Origin of the sequence: Paenibacillus sp. NPDC057934 (assembly GCF_042887565.1) — a bacterium.
Classification (GTDB): Bacteria; Bacillota; Bacilli; order Paenibacillales; family Paenibacillaceae; genus Paenibacillus_AQ.
In genome coordinates this window covers 105,914-123,889 of record NZ_JBHVPB010000010.1, presented here as the reverse complement: position 1 = coordinate 123,889, position 17,976 = coordinate 105,914, and the positions used below count along the sequence as shown (strand labels likewise).

Annotated in this window: 15 protein-coding genes; 5 read left to right on the top strand and 10 right to left on the bottom strand. The window is 47.9% G+C overall.

The genetic code is table 11. From position 1 onward, the window contains the following. Positions 1-34: 34 nt before the first annotated feature. The 6 genes from ACFVRY_RS22560 to mqo all read right to left on the bottom strand — a co-directional run bounded on the left by ACFVRY_RS22560 (position 35) and on the right by mqo (position 8,477). Complete coding sequence (locus ACFVRY_RS22560) at positions 35-2,092, bottom strand: ABC transporter ATP-binding protein (protein ID WP_387502550.1); 2,058 nt, start codon at positions 2,090-2,092, stop codon at positions 35-37. 20 nt (positions 2,093-2,112) lie between these two features. Next, positions 2,113-2,997 (bottom strand): ABC transporter permease, encoded by an 885-nt coding sequence (locus ACFVRY_RS22555; RefSeq protein WP_387502549.1) that lies wholly within the window; start codon positions 2,995-2,997, stop codon positions 2,113-2,115. Between the two features lie 30 nt (positions 2,998-3,027). Beyond that, positions 3,028-3,954: an ABC transporter permease gene (locus ACFVRY_RS22550; RefSeq protein ID WP_387502548.1), complete on the bottom strand. Its 927-nt coding sequence runs from the start codon at positions 3,952-3,954 to the stop codon at positions 3,028-3,030. A gap of 20 nt (positions 3,955-3,974) precedes the next feature. Beyond that, positions 3,975-5,627: an ABC transporter substrate-binding protein gene (locus ACFVRY_RS22545; RefSeq protein WP_387502547.1), complete on the bottom strand. Its 1,653-nt coding sequence runs from the start codon at positions 5,625-5,627 to the stop codon at positions 3,975-3,977. A 49-nt stretch (positions 5,628-5,676) separates the two neighbouring features. Further along, positions 5,677-6,738 carry an LLM class flavin-dependent oxidoreductase gene (locus ACFVRY_RS22540; protein ID WP_387502546.1) on the bottom strand — a complete coding sequence of 354 codons (1,062 nt, stop codon included), beginning with the start codon at positions 6,736-6,738 and terminating at the stop codon, positions 5,677-5,679. 242 nt (positions 6,739-6,980) lie between these two features. Then, the gene (mqo, locus tag ACFVRY_RS22535) at positions 6,981-8,477 is read right to left on the bottom strand and encodes a malate dehydrogenase (quinone) (protein WP_387502545.1); all 1,497 of its coding nucleotides are present in this window, start codon (positions 8,475-8,477) and stop codon (positions 6,981-6,983) included. Between the two features lie 174 nt (positions 8,478-8,651). Between mqo and ACFVRY_RS22530 the strand changes: the two genes are divergently transcribed. After that, a complete protein-coding gene (locus tag ACFVRY_RS22530) occupies positions 8,652-9,080 on the top strand; it encodes an NUDIX hydrolase (protein WP_387502544.1) in 429 nt (142 codons plus the stop codon). Positions 9,081-9,233: 153 nt separating this feature from the next. Here the strand turns inward: ACFVRY_RS22530 and ACFVRY_RS22525 are convergent, their stop codons facing one another. The 3 genes from ACFVRY_RS22525 to ACFVRY_RS22515 form a co-directional block, all read right to left on the bottom strand. After that, positions 9,234-10,457 (bottom strand): ATP-binding protein, encoded by a 1,224-nt coding sequence (locus tag ACFVRY_RS22525; protein ID WP_387502543.1) that lies wholly within the window; start codon positions 10,455-10,457, stop codon positions 9,234-9,236. Between the two features lie 88 nt (positions 10,458-10,545). Further along, positions 10,546-11,175 (bottom strand): type 1 glutamine amidotransferase family protein, encoded by a 630-nt coding sequence (locus tag ACFVRY_RS22520; RefSeq protein WP_387502542.1) that lies wholly within the window; start codon positions 11,173-11,175, stop codon positions 10,546-10,548. 164 nt (positions 11,176-11,339) lie between these two features. Continuing rightward, the gene (locus ACFVRY_RS22515; RefSeq protein ID WP_387502541.1) at positions 11,340-12,329 is read right to left on the bottom strand and encodes a zinc-binding dehydrogenase; all 990 of its coding nucleotides are present in this window, start codon (positions 12,327-12,329) and stop codon (positions 11,340-11,342) included. 127 nt (positions 12,330-12,456) lie between these two features. Here ACFVRY_RS22515 and ACFVRY_RS22510 point away from each other — a divergent pair, with 127 nt between their 5' ends. Next, entirely contained in the window at positions 12,457-13,311 is an 855-nt protein-coding gene (locus ACFVRY_RS22510) for a LysR family transcriptional regulator (protein WP_387502712.1), read from the top strand. A 109-nt stretch (positions 13,312-13,420) separates the two neighbouring features. Here ACFVRY_RS22510 and ACFVRY_RS22505 read toward each other — a convergent pair whose 3' ends face one another. Further along, positions 13,421-14,164: a glycoside hydrolase family 16 protein gene (locus ACFVRY_RS22505; RefSeq protein WP_387502540.1), complete on the bottom strand. Its 744-nt coding sequence runs from the start codon at positions 14,162-14,164 to the stop codon at positions 13,421-13,423. 147 nt (positions 14,165-14,311) lie between these two features. On the opposite strand from ACFVRY_RS22505, the gene ACFVRY_RS22500 reads away from it, so the two are divergent. The 3 genes from ACFVRY_RS22500 to ACFVRY_RS22490 are packed head-to-tail and all read left to right on the top strand — an operon-like array spanning position 14,312 to position 17,837. Next, the gene (locus ACFVRY_RS22500; protein WP_387502539.1) at positions 14,312-15,232 is read left to right on the top strand and encodes an ABC transporter permease; all 921 of its coding nucleotides are present in this window, start codon (positions 14,312-14,314) and stop codon (positions 15,230-15,232) included. 18 nt (positions 15,233-15,250) lie between these two features. Next, entirely contained in the window at positions 15,251-16,135 is an 885-nt protein-coding gene (locus tag ACFVRY_RS22495; RefSeq protein WP_387502538.1) for a carbohydrate ABC transporter permease, read from the top strand. Positions 16,136-16,178: 43 nt separating this feature from the next. Continuing rightward, complete coding sequence (locus ACFVRY_RS22490) at positions 16,179-17,837, top strand: extracellular solute-binding protein (protein WP_387502537.1); 1,659 nt, start codon at positions 16,179-16,181, stop codon at positions 17,835-17,837. The last annotated feature ends 139 nt before the right edge of the window (positions 17,838-17,976 follow it).

Here is a 17,976-nt window from a genome sequence, read left to right as displayed (position 1 = left end):
CAGATGGCCTCCTTATGATGAAAATGGTATTGGATTAAAGCGGATAATGACAGGCTGCCGCATGGCCACTACCGATGTCGACAAGCTTCGGCTCCTCTTCCCAGCACCTTGCCGTAGCCACTGGACAGCGCGTATGAAATCTGCAGCCGGACGGCGGAGACATCGGCGAGGGGATTTCTCCTTGGATGGAGACAAACTCCCTTTTTCGACTGGGATCCGGCCAAGGAATGGACGCAATCAGCGCGGCTGTGTAGGGGTGGGCCGGGTGCTGGAACAATTCATCTGCTGGCGCGACCTCGACCAGCTTACCAAGATACATAACCCCGATCCGCGACGACACATGGCGGACGATGTTAAGACCGTGCGCAATAAATACATAGGTTAGGCCAAGCGTACTCTGGAGATTCTGCATCAAGTTGACGATCTGGGCCTGTACCGACACGTCAAGTGCGGATACAGCTTCGTCTGCCAGCACGAACTTCGGCTGTAAGGCAATTGCGCGGGCAATCCCGATCCGCTGGCGCTGTCCGCCTGAAAATTCATGCGGGTAGCGGTCAGCCCAAGCCGGGTTCAGACCCACTAACTGCAGCAGCTCTTCCACACGTTGTTTCCGCTGTGCAGCAGGCAGCGATTCATGCACGACTAACGGTTCAGCAATAGTCTCACCAATTGTCCATCTTGGGTTGACCGAGCCATATGGATCCTGGAAAATCATCTGCATATCCCGGCGGACATCACGGCGCCTCGCAGCGTTCATATCCGTCAAATCCTCACCGCTGAATAAGACGCGGCCAGCACTGGCCTGCTCCAGTTGAATCAGGACGCGCCCGAGCGTCGATTTGCCACTGCCGGATTCGCCGACAAGCCCGAAGGTCTCCCCTTTGCGAATCGTGAAGGAAACATCATCCACAGCATGGACGACGGCCTTGGTCAAGCCGAAGGGCCCTTTGACCGGATAATGCTTCGTTAATCCGGAAACCTCAAAAAGCGGTGGCGCCTTCGTTAGCGCTTCAGCTGCGATGCTTGGGAACGACGTTTTATGGGGCACAGCTATCGTCCCCCATGCACCCAGTAGTACTGTCCGGCGGTCCGCCACCTGATCGATGTCTTCACCGTTCAGAAGCTTATCCGTATGCCAGCAGGCTGCTTCATGGCCGTTCTCCCCAGCCAATGGCGGCACCTCAGTACGGCATTGGTCCGTAGCTAGCGGGCAGCGGGGATGAAACCGGCAGCCGGAAGGGAATTCCGCCACATTGGGCGGCGTTCCTTCAATAGTATACAGCGCCGCACTGCGGTCGCTGTCCATCGTCGTGATGGAACGCAGCAGCCCGGCAGTATAAGGATGATGCGGCTGCTGAAACAGGCGGGCTGCCGGTGCCTGCTCTACGATCCGTCCGGCATACATGACGATCATCCGATCAGCCATCTCCGCGGCGATCCCGAGATCGTGGGTAATCAGCAGAATGGACATTCCATATTCCGCCTTCAGTTCGTTCAGTAGCTTTAGAATCTGCGCCTGAATCGTGACATCGAGCGCTGTTGTCGGCTCATCCGCGATTAGAAGTTCCGGCCCGCAGGCGAGCGCCATGGCAATCATTGCCCGTTGGAGCATCCCCCCGGATAGCTCATTCGGGTATTGCGCCAGGCGTAGTTTCGGCTCCGGGAATCCAACGCGGCGAAGCAACTCCTCAGCATGTATTCGGGCTTCCTTTACACTGCGCTTGTCATGGCGACGAATCGTCTCCACTAGCTGAGCACCAATCGTAAAGACGGGATCGAACGCCGCCATCGGCTCCTGAAAGATCATCGCGATTTTCTTACCACGAATAGCCCGCAGCAAATTCTGGGGGAGCGTCGTTAACTCTTGGCCGTCCAGCTTAACACTGCCCGCCGCGATGCGCCCCCGGTCGAAATCGGTCAAGCGCATGATAGCTTTGGACGTAATCGTCTTGCCACTGCCGGATTCACCGACCAGACATACCGTCTCACCTCGGTCGATATCAAAGGAGACATCCGCGATCGGCACAAGTGTGCCGCCGGATGCCTGAAATTCTACCTTTAAGCTTTCGATTTCCAGCAAGGGCCCAGTCATATACTGCCTCCTTCCGCCAGTCAGGCGCTGGTTTTTCTCGGATCGAGCTTATCCCGCAGCCGGTCTCCGATGATGTTAATAGCCAGTACGAATAGCGCAATAGCAAGCCCCGGGAACGTACAAATCCACCAGGCCACCGTCAAATACCCGCGTCCCTGCGCCAGCACAGTGCCCCAGTCCGGAATTTCCTTGATGACCCCCAGACCCAGAAAGCTAAGTCCGGAGCCAGTTAGAATGGACGTTCCGATACCTAACGTCGCCATAACCAGAAACGGTGCCAGCGAGTTGGGCAGCACATGCTTGCGGAATATACGAAATCCCGTGCTCCCGATAGAACGAGAGGCTGTGACAAACGCCCGGTTCTTAACGCTAAGTACCTGGCTCCGCATCACCCTTGCATAGCGTGGAATCGTCCCTGCGGCTATCGCCAGTACGACGTTAATCAGGCTGGGCCCGATGGCTGCAGCAATCGCCAGTGCCAACAGAATCCCCGGTATCGTCATCAGAACCTCGATGATACGCATGATGACCTGATCAATCCATCCTCCGACATAACCGGAGAAAGCCCCGAGCACGCCACCGGTCAGGCCACCCACGATGACAGAAGCCAGACCGATGAGCAGCGAATCCCGGCTTCCGTAGACGATCAGACTGAACACATCTCTTCCGAAATAATCGGTTCCCAGTAAGTGCGTAGCGCTGGGCGGTTGCAGCAACTGGGCCGCATCCATCATCGTGGGAGAATAGGGTGCGACCCACCCCGGCACAATCGCACAAACGACCAGAAACAGCACAACCAATTCCGCAGCGTACAGGAACAAATCGGATACGCCGAGATGCCATGACCTTGCAGGCCGTTTTCTTTCGCTTTTCCACAGTGGCTTAAGTGCCGTTGCATCCTTCATTCCGGTTTCTCCCTTCTTCTATGCGACTTCTTAGGTCGACCGCCGAATGCGCGGATCAACTAACGAATACGAAATGTCTACCAGTACATTCACTGACACATAGATAATTGCGGTGAAAAAAACAACGCCTTGCACCACCGGTATATCCTTTGCCATGATTGCGTCAGCAAGGATGCGGCCGATCCCTTGCCGGGCGAACACCGTCTCGATCACGACCGTCCCGCTTAGCAGCTCGCCGATCATGACCCCAATCATCGTGAGCGCAGGAATTAGGGAATTGCGCAGCGCGTGACGGTACATGACCGCTCGCTCCGCAAGCCCTTTGGCGCGCAGGGTCAGAATGAACGGTTCGCTCAAGATCTCAAGCATCGTATTGCGGACCATCCGGACGATAAAACCTGCACCTACAAGCCCAAGCGCAATGCCAGGCAGCACGAGCGTTTTCCAGCTTCCAGAGCCCATCGCCGGAAACCAGCCCAGCTTAATGGAGAACAGCAACAGTAGCAAAATTCCCGTCCAAAATGACGGCATAGATATGCCGAACAGGCCGACAAACCGCGCCAACACATCAATGATGCCGTTCCGGTGGATCGCAGACAAGACGCCGAGAAGGATGCCAACCACGATGGAGACAACGGCGCTGACGAAAGTGAGCGCAAGCGTAGCCGGAACCTGCTCAAGGATTTTGGGCAGAACCGGAGCTTGTGTAATCCGCGACTGACCGAAATCTCCTTGCAGCAAATGGATGAAATAGCGGGAAAATTGCTCATAGAACGGCTGATCCAATCCGAGTTGGTGGCGTAAATCGGCAATCGCCTCAGGCGATGTCGCATTGCCATCCAGCATCTGTAGAACCGGATCACCGGGTAGTACATACATGATGAGGAAGACTAGCATCGACGAACCGACCACAACGAGTAGGGAAGTGAGCAGTCGTGTTAGAATGGTTCCGGCCATTTCCTTGGCCTCCTCCCCGGTTATTTATGGATGCTTACATCGTAAAATTGCGGGTACCCGAGTAGATCAAATTTCAGACCTTCGACCGTCTTCGGATGGGCTACCGTATAAGGGAATACATAGATTGGGAGGATAACCGCATGATCAATCAGATATTGCTGGATTTGGGTGTAGGCTTCTTTCCGATTCTCCAGATCAGACTCCTCTGAACCGAGATCAAGCAGCTTATCAATTTTAGGATCGGACAGATTCGACCAGTTCGTACCGCCTTTGGCGTATTCCTTACCGGATTGGAAAATGCTCCGCATGACGTCAGGATCAGCTTTCACCTGGGAATTTCCAAAAAGATCGAAGTTGCCTTCCTTCAGTGGTGTGCTCGTATCCTTCGTAATGTTGAGTGTCACATTGACGCCAATTGCTTTCAATTGCTGCTGGACGATCGCCGCAATGTCGTTACGCTTCTCACGGTTCGGAGAACCATCAAGATAACGAAGGATCAGCTTCTTGCCATCCTTTTCACGGATACCATCTGCACCTTTCTTCCAGCCTGCTTCATCCAACAACTGGTTTGCCTTGGCAAGATCGGGGTGGATCTTGTTCTCAAGCGTTGCGTCATATCCGAGCAACCCTGGTGTAATGGACGACCAAGCTCGGTCGTATGTACCGAGGTACAAGGTTTTGACGATGGTATCGACGTCGACCGCAAGCTGCACCGCTTGGCGTGCCTTGATATCACTCCAAATATCACTCTTCAAATTGAAATAGAGGGAGAAGGCTGTTCCGTTCGTGATCGCCTGATCCACCTGGAACTGAGGATCATTTTTAAGTGCGGCAATGTTCTGTGGTGGAACGGCTTCTGCAGCCAGCAGTTGCCCGCTTTGTACACTACCGATCCGTGTCGCCTCTTCCGGCACAATCTTGAACGTCAGTTTATCCAGATGCGACGGTCCTCTGTTATCTGCAGTTGGCGGCCCCCAGTTATAGTCCGAGTTCTTCTCCAGAGTGATTTCGTCGTTCTCCGTCCAACTAACAAATTTGAACGGCCCCGTGCCTACGGGATGCTTGCCATATTGATCACCATACTGCTGTAATGCCTGAGGTGAAGAGATGCCGAGGAATGCCGAGCTTAGCCCGCTAAGAAACGGCTCAAAGGGCTGGGACAGGATTAACCTGATGGTATAGTCATTCACCACCTCCGCCGATTCAAAAGGACCGATCAGGGATTTGGCTTGACCTCTAGCCGACGTCGTAATATGGTCAAAATTCGCTTTCACAGCCACAGCATTGAATGGCGTTCCATCTTGGAACTTGACGTCTTGGCGCAGCTTGAACGTATATGTCTTGCCGTCTTCCGATTTCGTCCACTCCGTTGCCAGCCAAGGCTGAAAGCTTCCATCCTGAAGCTGAACAACCAGGCTATCCGTGATATTTCGGAACACCCGGTGAGATACTGCAAATCCACTTGCTCCCGGATCAAGCGTGTCAGGAGATGTCGCCAGCGCATAAGTCAGCTCGCCACCTTCCACTGGCTTGGTAACCGTTGGAGCCGCTGCAGAAGAATCGGTAGAGCTAGTTGCTTCTCCGCCTTTGGCCGCGCAGCCTGCCAAGACCAGTGTCAATGCTGCCGTTAACGATACATAAGTCGCCCATTTAATAAACCGTTGTCTCTTCATACTCAGCTCCCCTTTTCTCTTAAACGTTTTAGTAGACTATGCACAACACTTACGCCTGCTGCAAAGTCAGCGCTTTACCATCCCACACTGTGCTGGGAATCTCACGCCGTAGAACTGGCATAACATCCTTAGCGAACCGCTCTATTTGCTCGAGCTGCTCGGATTCGCTTAATCCGTCCGCACCAATGCTTAGCACCTGATGTCCATAAGCACGGTGGTAAGTCAGCACCTTTTCGATGACACTCTCTGGACTGCCAACCAGCGTTGGACCATTCTCTACCGTATCTTCAAGGCTCTTGAACGGCGATTGATTATGCTTCGCGGAATCCGTCGAGCTGAATGTCTCATAATAAGGCTTATATCTACGGATCGCTTCTTCCTTCGTATCTGCCAAATATAGACTGCCACCACCCGCTCCGACGACAGCATCCTTCGGATCATGCCCGTAGTACTCCCAACGTTCGCGGTAATGGTCGATCAGCGCCTTGTACTTGGCCATCGGGTGAAAGCCATTTGACGAGAAGATCGGCTCCCCGTACTTCGCCGCAAGCTCGGTAGATAGTGGACTAGAGGCGCTGCCATGCCACACGGGAATCGATGGCTGGTAAGGCCGGGGTTGTGTCGTCACTTTATCCAGCGGTGTCCGGTAGCGTCCCTGCCAGGTGACATTTTCTTCGCTCCACAGCCGCTTGAGCAATTCATAGCGCTCAGCAAGGGATTCCCACTGCTCCTCTTCCTTAATTCCGAAAAGCGGATAGTGGCGCGGATCGTTACCTTTGCCAATAATCAGTTCAAGCCGTCCACCCGACAGATGATCCAGCGTGGCATAATCCTCGGCTACCCGCACGGGATCCAGTACACTCAGTACGGTCACTGTCGTAAGCAGGCGAATGCGACTGGTTCTGGCCGCAATTGCAGTTAGAACAACCGGTGGAGATGAGGATAAGAACGGCGCTCCGTGGCGTTCGCCTACGCCGTAAGCATCAAAGCCTAGCTTCTCAGCAAGCTCTGCCTGCTTTAGCACATTCTGAAATTTTTGTTGTGTGGTGAAGGTCTCACCCGTAAGAGCATTCGGAAGATTAAGCATCAGACTGAATAAAGCGAATTTCATGTGCTATCCCTCCTTCATATGATTTCACTAAAACATTATAATCCGGTTGTTTTAGTATGAATTATAAAGACTGTAGCATCCTTACATCCTCGCGTCCAATAGAGTTTTTCTAGTTTACATTCAGAAAATCTGATACAAGTCCCTATGTACTCGTTCCGCAGGTAAATTTCAGAAAAGCAAAATAGCCCTCAATCCATGGAATTCAGGAATGAGGGCTATTTTGCTTATTTTTATTTTCACAGCTACCTGACCGATTGCCGTTCACTGCTTAAACCTAGCGTCTGGGCTGTAGAAGTATGAATTTTCTGGATGAGTTCAGGATTATCCACTAGTGGCACACCATAAGAAGGGATCATTTCTTTTATTTTCGGTTCCCAGTCTTTTAGATGTTGCGGGAAGCATTTCTCGATCACTTCAAGCATGACAGAAACGGCAGTCGAAGCACCCGGAGAAGCGCCCAGCAATGCGGCAACCGATCCGTCACCGGCACAGACCACCTCCGTACCAAATTGTAGCGTTCCTTTACCGGCCGCAGTATCTTTAATGACCTGCACACGCTGGCCTGACACCAGTAGATCCCAGTCTTCGTTTTTGGCATTGGGGATGAACTCCCGCAGCTCTTCCATGCGCTTTTCTTTCGAAAGCATTACTTGCTGGATTAGATATTTGGTCAGGGATAGATTCTTGGCACCTGCCGCCAACATCGTTAGCACGTTATTGGGCTTTACTGAACCGAGCAAATCAAACATCGAACCGGTCTTCAAGAACTTAGGTGAGAATCCGGCAAACGGTCCAAAGAGTAGTGATTTTTTATTATCGATAAATCTGGTGTCTAGATGCGGAACAGACATTGGCGGTGCACCAACCTTAGCTTTACCGTAGACTTTGGCATGATGCTGGGCTACAACCTCTGGGTTATTACACACCATGAAGAGCCCACTGATCGGGAATCCTCCAATATGTTTGCTTTCAGGGATACCGGATTTTTGCAGTAAAGGAAGACTTCCTCCCCCGCCGCCGATAAAGACAAATTTCGCCGTGCGGCGTTCAACTTGACCGCTATCATTCCGCACCTTCAATTCCCACAAGCCATTGCTGGTCCGTTTAATATCTTCGACGCCATGCTTGTAATGAATATCAACGTTCTTACTCTTTAAATGGTTGAACAGCATACGCGTTAAAGCGCCAAAGTTAACATCCGTACCAGAGTCGATTTTAGTTGCTGCGATCGGTTCATCCAATGGACGGTCCTTCATAATAAGCGGTATCCATTGCTGCAATTGTTCCCGATCTTCGGAGAACTCCATACCTTGAAACAATGGGTGGTTTGAGAGCGCTTTAAAACGCTGCTTCAGGAACGCTACATTCTTCTCTCCGAGTACCATACTCATGTGTGGCAATGGCATAATAAAGTCTTGCGGATTACGAATCAGATCACGGTTCACAAGATAAGACCAAAACTGCATGGAATCTTGAAAGTGTTCATTCACGATAACAGCCTTGCTGATATCTATGGTTCCGTCCGGTTTTTCGGTGGTGTAGTTAAGCTCGCACAGTGCAGCATGCCCCGTTCCCGCATTATTCCATTCGTTGGAGCTTTCCTCTCCTGCGCTAGCCAGCTTCTCAAACACTGTAATTTTCCAATCAGGTACTAATTCTTTCAACAATGTCCCCAACGTCGCACTCATGATTCCGGCACCAATTAAAATAACGTCTGTTTCGGTTTGTCTGCTGCTCATGTTTACCGCCCTTACACGTTAGTATTATCTTCTCAATTATAACCTGCACCTAGTATATCACTTTTAATTTTATAGATTAAGTTAGTTACTATTATATGACAGGCATTTGTTATTTAAAAGCTGGGAATTTCCTTGGGACTGCCTTTTTATAATAATCTTAAGGAGGACATTATTTTGCCTAAGTTAATTGGTGCAGCAGCAGTTATCTTGGATTTCGAAGGAAGAGTGTTGTTGGTAAAACACAGCTATGGAAAAAACAATTGGGAATTACCCGGCGGGAAAACTGAAGATAACGAGTCTGCGGAGGAAACTGCAAAAAGAGAAGTATATGAAGAAGTAGGGTTATACGTGGGAATAAGGCGATTAACAGGTATTTACTACGACCCCGACTATGACATGCATCATTTCGTATTCATTGCCAAGAATGAGAGTGAACGGGCACCCCAACCAAGTTCACCTGAAATTTTAGAATGTAGATTCTACTCAAGAGATGATCTTCCTAGACCGATAAGTGATTTCACATGTAAACGTATAGAGGATGCATTAAATGATGATAGACAGCAGCTATTCCAGATTATTGGGCCAAGAAAATGGAGTGAGTAGCAGTCGTTGTAAAGCCCATTATCCATTCAGCGAAATCGCGATAGGGTGCCATCATTGTGGTAAGAACCTCTCCTTATTTATCAAAAAAAGTGGAGTGCCTATCGGCCGTAAAGCCTGAGGCAATCCACTTTTCCATTGTGAGAAAGTCTAATATTACTGGTCATTCTTAGCTGAAAAGCGAATATTAACTGTTGTTCCATTACCTTTAGAACTTTTATAAAGAATCTCTCCATCATATTTTGCCACGATATTAAAACAGATCATTAACCCTAAACCTGTTCCATTACTTTTTATTGAATAAAAAGGAGTGCCTAACAACTTAACCTCAGCTTCTGACATTCCACTGCCTTCATCGATGATTTTTATCTCGACAAAATTATTATTTCTCTTGGCTATAACAGTTACGGATTTACCCACATCCGAAGCTTCTAAAGCATTTTTTATTAAATTAATGAGCAACTGCTTAAACTCAATTTTATTTATCGAAATAATGCAATCGTCATCTACATTTATATGAATCTGGTTATCAGATAGCATGGCATACGAATTGAGCAGACCAGAGACACTCTGTAGAACTTCCTTCACATCGACTTTCTCTGTTGTCTGGTCTCCATTCGGTTTGGAGAGTGTGAGAAATTGCGAGATAATTTGTTCTACTGTGTTTAATTCATCTATCATTAATTTGAACTTGCTTTTGATAGGATCACTAAATGAAGAATCTGCTTTGTAAAACTGCAAAAAACCTCTAACCACAGTTATTGGATTTCTAATTTCATGTGCCACAGCCGCTGTTAAATGTGCCACCATCTTTAACCGTTCAGATTGCTGTAATTGTTCATAATAAACTTGCTGACTTCGCATTCTTTTAAATGATAGATAAAAAATAAGAAATAATAAGGCTTGGGTGGCTATTATATTAATAAGATTACCTATGCTATCTTGATGTAAATATGCATATAGATTACCTCTATTAATATCAATCAAGAAGATATAACTAAAAGTAAGTGCTATCAATATCCCATTTAAAATAAAAGAAAAATAAAACAGCTTTAAATCATAAAATAGAATAGAAAGAGCAGGAATGAGGCAAATAAAAATATAGGTAGTCCAAGTCTGAGGGTATAAAAAGAAAAGAAGATAGAAATAAGCAAATGCTAATAGAATAATGATCTTTCTGAGTAGATGAGTTTCATACTTAGGGTAGACCAACAAAGAAACAGATACAAAGATTACACACAAAACGTGTAAAATGTATCCAAAAGTAATCCTATCGAGCTCTGTTGTAGAAAGTATTAATCCAGCAACCATAAGAACGATGATCATTAACATTACAATATAATATGTTTTTCGACTCACCGCACTGTACAATTCTTTCATGAATTCACCACATAATTTAATTTCTAATATATTAATTATATCAGCGAGTTTCTTAAAATGGTAATAAAACTACATGAATCGACCTATTTCAATCTATTAATGATTCCATCAGCTCAAAGAAATAGCGGGATTCATGAGTCGTATTAAGACTGTACCAGGCTTCTAATGTATTTGAAGAAAACACATCCAGAGCTCTCAAAACATGAACAGAAAACTCCAACGGAGCCGTTCCAGATGCAGTGATCAGATTTCCATCCGTTACAGCCGACTCCATTTGGTAATACATTTCGCCTGTGTAAGTAGGACATATCATTTTAAGATATCCCAGATCATTGCTTGTATGTCCACGTGAGTCCAGTAATCCGATCTGGGCAAGGCCCACTGTAGCGCCACAAATGGCTGCAACTAATGTACCTTCCTGTAAACACCCCTCGGCGATTTTTAAAATGGGCTCATGAATGGCTTCTGTCCATGTCTCTCCACCGGGTAGAATCAAGATATCTGTGCTTTCAATGCTGCACTCATCTAGCTTGATATCAGGCAGTATTTTCAATCCGCCCATTGTTGTTACCAGCGTCTTTTCAATGCCCACGGTAACTATTTTTGATGAGGCCAGCCCTTTTTCATAATATCTTCCCGAATTCAGTTCGGCTGTTAAGTAACCGATCTCCCAATCTGCCATTGTGTCAAATACATAAAGATATACCGTATGATTCATTTTCAAGTTCTCCTTATTTTACAATTCATTCAGTGATACCAACCCTCCGTCGGTGATCAATGATTATCATCATTATAAAAAAGCTTCACTGACATCTGCTGTCAGTGAAGCTTTTAAAGCTGATATTTCATTAACCCAACGTAACCGTGTACACGGTTATCAGCTCAATCTACTCTTATTCCAATATTACCGAATTGCTCTCCCTGCTGCATTCTGTGAAATGCCTCGGCAGTATCTTGTAAAGGATATACTCGATCAATGATAGGCCGAAGACAGTGGCGTTCCATGAATTGAAGCATATCAGCAAACTCTTCACCGCTTCCCATAGAGGTACCGATGATACTAATTTGCGGAAAAAATATGGACCGTACCGGGATCTCGATTCGATCTCCCGAGCTTGCGCCAAACGTGACAATACGTCCATTGGGTTTAATAATATCAAAGTAATGCGGGAATGTCGCAGGTCCGATGCTGTCGAGGATGAGATCCACGGTGTCTCCATTTAAACTTTCCTTCCAATCACCGTTGCTGTCAAATGCATGGTTAGCCCCATGTGACAGGGCAGCTTGTCTTTTCGCCTCACTACGTGATGTGACACTGACACGTGCACCCGCCGCTAAAGCCATCATCATGGCATAAGTTGCAACGCCACCACCAATGCCAGGAATAAGGACGTGCTCCCCTTGCTGTAAGCGGCCTTTCGTGAATAGAGCGCGATAGGCGGTCAAGGCAGACAGAGGTAGCACGCCCGCTTCTTCCCAAGACAGGTACGCTGGCTTACTGATGACAATTTCCGCAGGAATGATAATAGACTCGGCGAATGTGCCTTCTGTAGGACCGCCCACAATGGCTGGAATTTGCGGAACATTGTCGACGGATTCCCATCCGAGACATGGATTAATGATGACATCAGCACCCACTGTATGGTTGGATACTCCTTTACCCACTGCTTCAATTCTGCCCGCGCCATCAGAACCAATAATCAGAGGGGCATCTTGTTCTGTCCGACCTGCCATAATGAACAAATCCCTATGGTTCAGCCCTGCAGCCTTTATCCTTACTTTCACTTCTCCAGCCCCCGGCTGTTTGTCTGTAACATCTTTATATTCCAAGCCCTTCAGGCCACTTTGTCCAGCGTGTATAATTGCTTTCATTTTGATTGCTCCTTTAATCGTTGTTAATGAATATATATTGAATTGTACATAGAGGATATAATCCAGTAAAATGATCAAAAATGAAGGCGACTATCATAAAGAATCATACCAGGCAGGTGGCATGGAAATGGAAAGTGGAGATTTGAGAATATTTCAAGCCGTTGCACGCGAGGGCACCATAACCAAGGCCGCGCAAGCCTTGAACTATGTCCAGTCCAATGTGACGAGCCGGATTCAGCAGCTTGAGGCTGAGCTGAAGCTCCCTCTTTTTCGTCGATCTAATCGGGGGATGACACTAACAGCGGCAGGTAAGAACCTGCTAGAATATACAGATAAAATACTGACGCTGATGGACGAGGCTGTGAAATCTACACAATACTCGGAACATCCGGCGGGCCTTCTCCGCTTAGGTTCTGTCGAAACGACAGCGGTTATTCACCTGACCCCTCTTCTGACCGAGTATCATTTACGATATCCCGATGTCAATCTATCCCTGGTAACTGGTGAAACGCATGGTCTCTTACAAAAGGTGCTTGATTACGAACTAGATGGAGCCTTTGTGTATGGACCCATTGACCAGCCTGATATAGATCATATTGTGGCTTTCGACGAGGAGTTGGTGCTGATCTCGCAACCGGGCAAGAGCGACATGCACAAATTACTTACGAAGCCGATGTTGTTCTTCGACGTTGGATGTACACACCGGGCAAAGGCTGAGCGCTTCCTTAACGAAAGCGGGATAAGTTCTTATCAGATTATGGAATTCGGAACGCTAGAAGTGATTCTAAGTGGGGTGGCCGCTGGACTAGGCGTGTCTATGCTACCAGAGTCGTCGATTACCAAGGCGGAAGAGGCGGGAGCCATCGCTTCCCACCGTTTGCCCGAAGGGTACCGGGATTTGCAGGTATGGTTTGTGCATCGCCGGGACTCCGTCTTCTCCAGTGCGTTATCAAGATTACTACAAATGATTGAGCAGGCTTAGACATTCATAGCGTACTGAGATTTAATTACTATACAAACGACACTGGTCGTCATTATTCTTATAAATAAGGCCCGTATCAGCTGTATAACCAGCTAATCGGGCCTTTTAGTTATTGATACAGCCAAATCCCCGAAACGGTCATAACCGCCGGCAGCACAGATTCATCTACGGCTACATTGTCATACCAGCCACCCACCGCAAGGTTAAGTAGCAGATAAAAAGGCTGGTCAAAAGGCGTCACGCCTGGCTCCAGTCGATGCTCCGCGAAACAATGCCCGTCTACCAGCCATCGCATCTTATCAGCATCCCATTCTAGCGCATAATCACGGAACTCGTTAATCGTTCCGTCTTCTAATTGGTGGGAAAATTCCTCGACGACTTTATGTTCCCAGTCCTTGCCGTAGTGCAGCGTGCCGAAGATTTGCTGGGGCAAACGACCTTTCGCTTCCAGAATATCAATCTCACCAGAGGCGGGCCAAGGTCCGTAAGCCTGATGCTGCGGAAGCAGCCAGATGGCAGGCCATATCCCCTGCCCTACAGGAAGCTTTGCACGTACGACTAGCTTACCGTAGCAGAAAGAAAAATGGTCCTTTGTATCCAAACGGGCCGAGGTATATGCAAACTGCCGTCCCGTTAGTTCTATGCTTTCACTACGCGCGCACAAGTTCAAGCCAAATTCATCGAAATACAGATTGCTGGAATGATCACTATAAAACTGCTGCTCGTTGTTACCCCAACCCGTATCTATAGGATTGCCATGGTCATCAAGCAAGTCATTCCCGATGGCAATATTCCACTCTTTCAAATCAGCATTTTGCCTTAAGAAATTCTGCTCCCATACAAGCTTGTTCATCTTTTGCACACTCCCTTCATTTAATCACAGCATACTTATTTTCTGCGCCTAATCAACCAAATCTAAAAAAATGGGATAGGGTCCATAATCATGGGCTTTTTTTCCTATGCACATTTTCATACGATGAAATAGAAAGGGGGACGAAACATGTTCCAATACAGAACGGGACAAATGAAAGCGCTTCTTAAGCAGTGGCAATTGCAAAGCATGGTCATTCCGGGAATCATCTGGATGTTTATTTTTTGTTATATCCCCATGTTTTGGCTCATTATTGCCTTTATGGATTACAGCATCGCTAAGCCCTTATTTGATTCACCGTTTGTCGGGCTGAAGCACTTTCAGGATTTTTTGTCGGATGAGCGCTTCTGGCGTTCAATCCGTAATACCCTGGGGATGAGCAGCATCAAGCTGATCTTGGGCTTTCCCATTCCTATCTTGTTTGCCTTACTGCTTAATGAAATACGGAGCCTTCGATTTAAGCGTACGGTTCAAACCATTTCGTACCTGCCGCACTTTATTGCCTGGACGATTTTTGGGGGGATTGCGCTCAACTGGCTGGGCGAGGGTGGTGTGATCAATCAGTTGATGATGGCAATCGGAGTCCAGGAACGCGAAATTCTATTTAACAGCGAACCTAAGTACTTTTGGTGGATTACCTTCTTCACTGATACGCTGAAAGAAACAGGCTGGAGCGCCATTATCTACATAGCAGCAATATCCGGTATTGATCCGGGGCTGTACGAAGCGGCCGAGCTAGATGGCGCAAATCGGTGGCAGCGGATGTGGCATATCACCATTCAGAGCATACGTCCCACCATCGCTATTCTGTTCATCCTCGCTGTTGCCGGAATACTCGGCAGTAACTTTGAGCAGATCTTTATGTTGAAGAACAACATGAACATGCGAATGGCGGAGAGCCTGGACTTGTACATCTACAACATGGGGTTGGTATCCGGGCGTCATTCCTTCTCAACAGCCGTCCTGTTCGCCCGCTCAATTGTGGCGCTAGGTTTGCTATTTTTGGCTAATTCTACTGCCAAAAAACTTACCGGCGATAGCATTTTTTAAAAGGGGGAGGACAGAGGAATGGAAAGAAGCAGAAGGTTTCGGCATATTGGATTATTTGAGGTCTGCAACACCCTGCTGATGCTGGCGGTTTGCTTTTTAACACTTTATCCGATGTGGTTTGTATTCGTTAACTCGCTTAACTCGCCGCAGCAGGCGTCGCTGGGTACCGTCAATTGGTTTCCCAAAGAATTATCGCTGGCCAGCTATAGTGTTGTATTCAATGATAAGACGATGATGAATGGTTTTTACATCACTACTCTGCGCACGGTGGTCGGGACAGCGACACATGTACTGTTTACCGCCATTATCGCTTACGGATTGAGCAAGTCCAATTTGATTGGCCGCAAGGCGTATATGAAAATCGCTTTGGTTACAATGCTGTTCTCAGGCGGGCTGATCCCCTCGTTTATTCTCATGACGAAGCTGGGCTTGTACGATAGTTTCTGGGTGTTTATCATTCCTTCCATGTACACTTTTTTTAATATGGTCATTTTCATGAGCTTCTTCCGCACCATTCCTGACAGCCTGGAGGAATCCGCAAAGGTAGACGGCGCTTCCGACTATGGCGTCTTATTCAGAATCGTATTGCCCAATAGCATGGCTGTTATTGCGACCATATCGCTATTTTCAGCCGTCTATCATTGGAACGATTATTACCAGGGTGTCATTTACATCCGCTCACAGAACCTATTGCCGCTGCAGACTATGTTGTACAAAATCATTGCAGAGAATTCCATGTCGTTCATGCAGCAGCAAGCGATGGCACAATTCGGCGCAAGATTGCCCGGCAACTCTATCAAATTTGCATCCATGATGGTGGCCACACTGCCTATTCTGGTCGTGTATCCTTTCATTCAACGCTATCTGGTCAAAGGCGTGATGATTGGGGCTATTAAAGGGTAGGTAAAATACAAAAATTCAGCAGAAAAGAAAGGATGATCCTGTCATGAAACGCAATTTTCTCAAGCCAGGCTTGACCCTTGTTCTAGCTACATCCTTAGCGCTAAGTATGGCCGCGTGTAGCAATTCATCGAGCGAAAGCAGCCCGACCCCACAACCCACGGATAGTACGCAGCCGCCGAGTGAAACAAAGCTCAATCCCGAGGAGCCTGCATGGGAGCTGGATACCAGCCCCGTAGATTTGACTTGGTTCGTAGGTGCTAACTGGTACGGTCAAACCTGGGGGGATAGCTTAGCCTCCAAGTATGTTACGGAAAAGACAGGCGTTAACATCAAGCTGGAAGTACCCTCCGGCGAAGCGAATGAGCATGTTACCTTGATGATGACCTCCGGCAAGCTACCAGACTTAATCTCTATGGGTTCTTGGGAAAACGCTGTCAAAAAGCTATGGGAAGGGGATCATGTATATGCCTTAAATGAATTGGCTGATCAGTATGATCCCTACTTCTTTAAGGTAGCTGGCGAAGGATCACTGAAGTGGTATCGTCAAGAGAATGGCAATACTTATGCCGTGCCAAATGATTCTTACAGCCCCACTCTGATGCATGAAACCGGCATGACTGCTGCCAACCAGACCTTCCTGGTACGGAAAGATCTATATGAGGAGATGGGCAGCCCGGATCTGAGTACCCCGGAAGGCTTTTTGAACGCACTGCAATTGTTAAAGGATAAGTATCCACAGTATAAAGGTCAGCCTATCAGCCCCTTCTTCGCACAAGGGAATGTCCCTTACGGGATGACTGAATTTCTGCAGAACCTGTTGGCCGTCCCGCATGAGAAAGACGGGAAAGTAAACGACCGTGTTACCGATCCCGATTATATCGCTTGGTTGAAAACCTTCCGCACGGCTTACGAGCGCGGGCTGATTAACGTAGATTTCCTGGTAGATTCCGATACTCAGGTAGAGGAAAAAACAAACAACGCCCGTTATTTCATGATGGTCCGCGAGTGGAACGGGATGGCAGCAGTCAACCCGACGCTGGCTGCAAGCGCCAATCCAGACTCCTACTACATCGCAGTCGATGGGCCTAAGAACAGCAAGGGTGACAGTCCTAAGCTATTCCCTGGCAACATGGACGGCTGGATGGTAACGATGATTAGCAAATCTACCAAAAACCCTGAGCGGGCTATCCGCTTCTTGACCTATCTGGCCAGCGAAGAAGGCCAGCGCGATTTATTCCTTGGTAAAGAAGGCGAAACATGGGAGATGGTGGGTGACAAGCCGCAGTTGAAGGCTGAAATGGTTGATTTGCAGGAAAACGATATCGAGAAAATGGAGAAGCAGTATGGCATTCTGGATACCTATTGGATGATGCGTAACCCTGTAATCATTAATCAGTGGAGACCGGCGAAAGCTCCTGTCCTTAAGCAAATGGAAGACTTCGCCAATGAGCGGGCTGATATTGATAGCGGTATCTACAAAGGTCTTGATCCACAAGGCGATTCTGATGTAGCCGTGTCCTGGGCCCGTATTGCTCAGAATTGGGAAGAAGTGATGCCTGAGCTGATTACGGCCAAGAATGAGGCTGAGTTTGATAAAGTTTTTGATAATTTCCTTGACCGCCGTAGCAGTTATGGCTTTGATAAGGTGATGGAACACCGGCAGACGGAATTAGACGCGCGAAAGGCCAAAATGGCAGAGTAACATGCTTGTATTAAGATTGCTACCGGTCACCGGAATGGTGGCCGGTATTCCCTTCTTCTGGGGTTCTAACCATTTGACACACAGCCTATTTACCTACCGGACGGTTTGTAATATATGGTATATTACAAGAGTAGGGAGG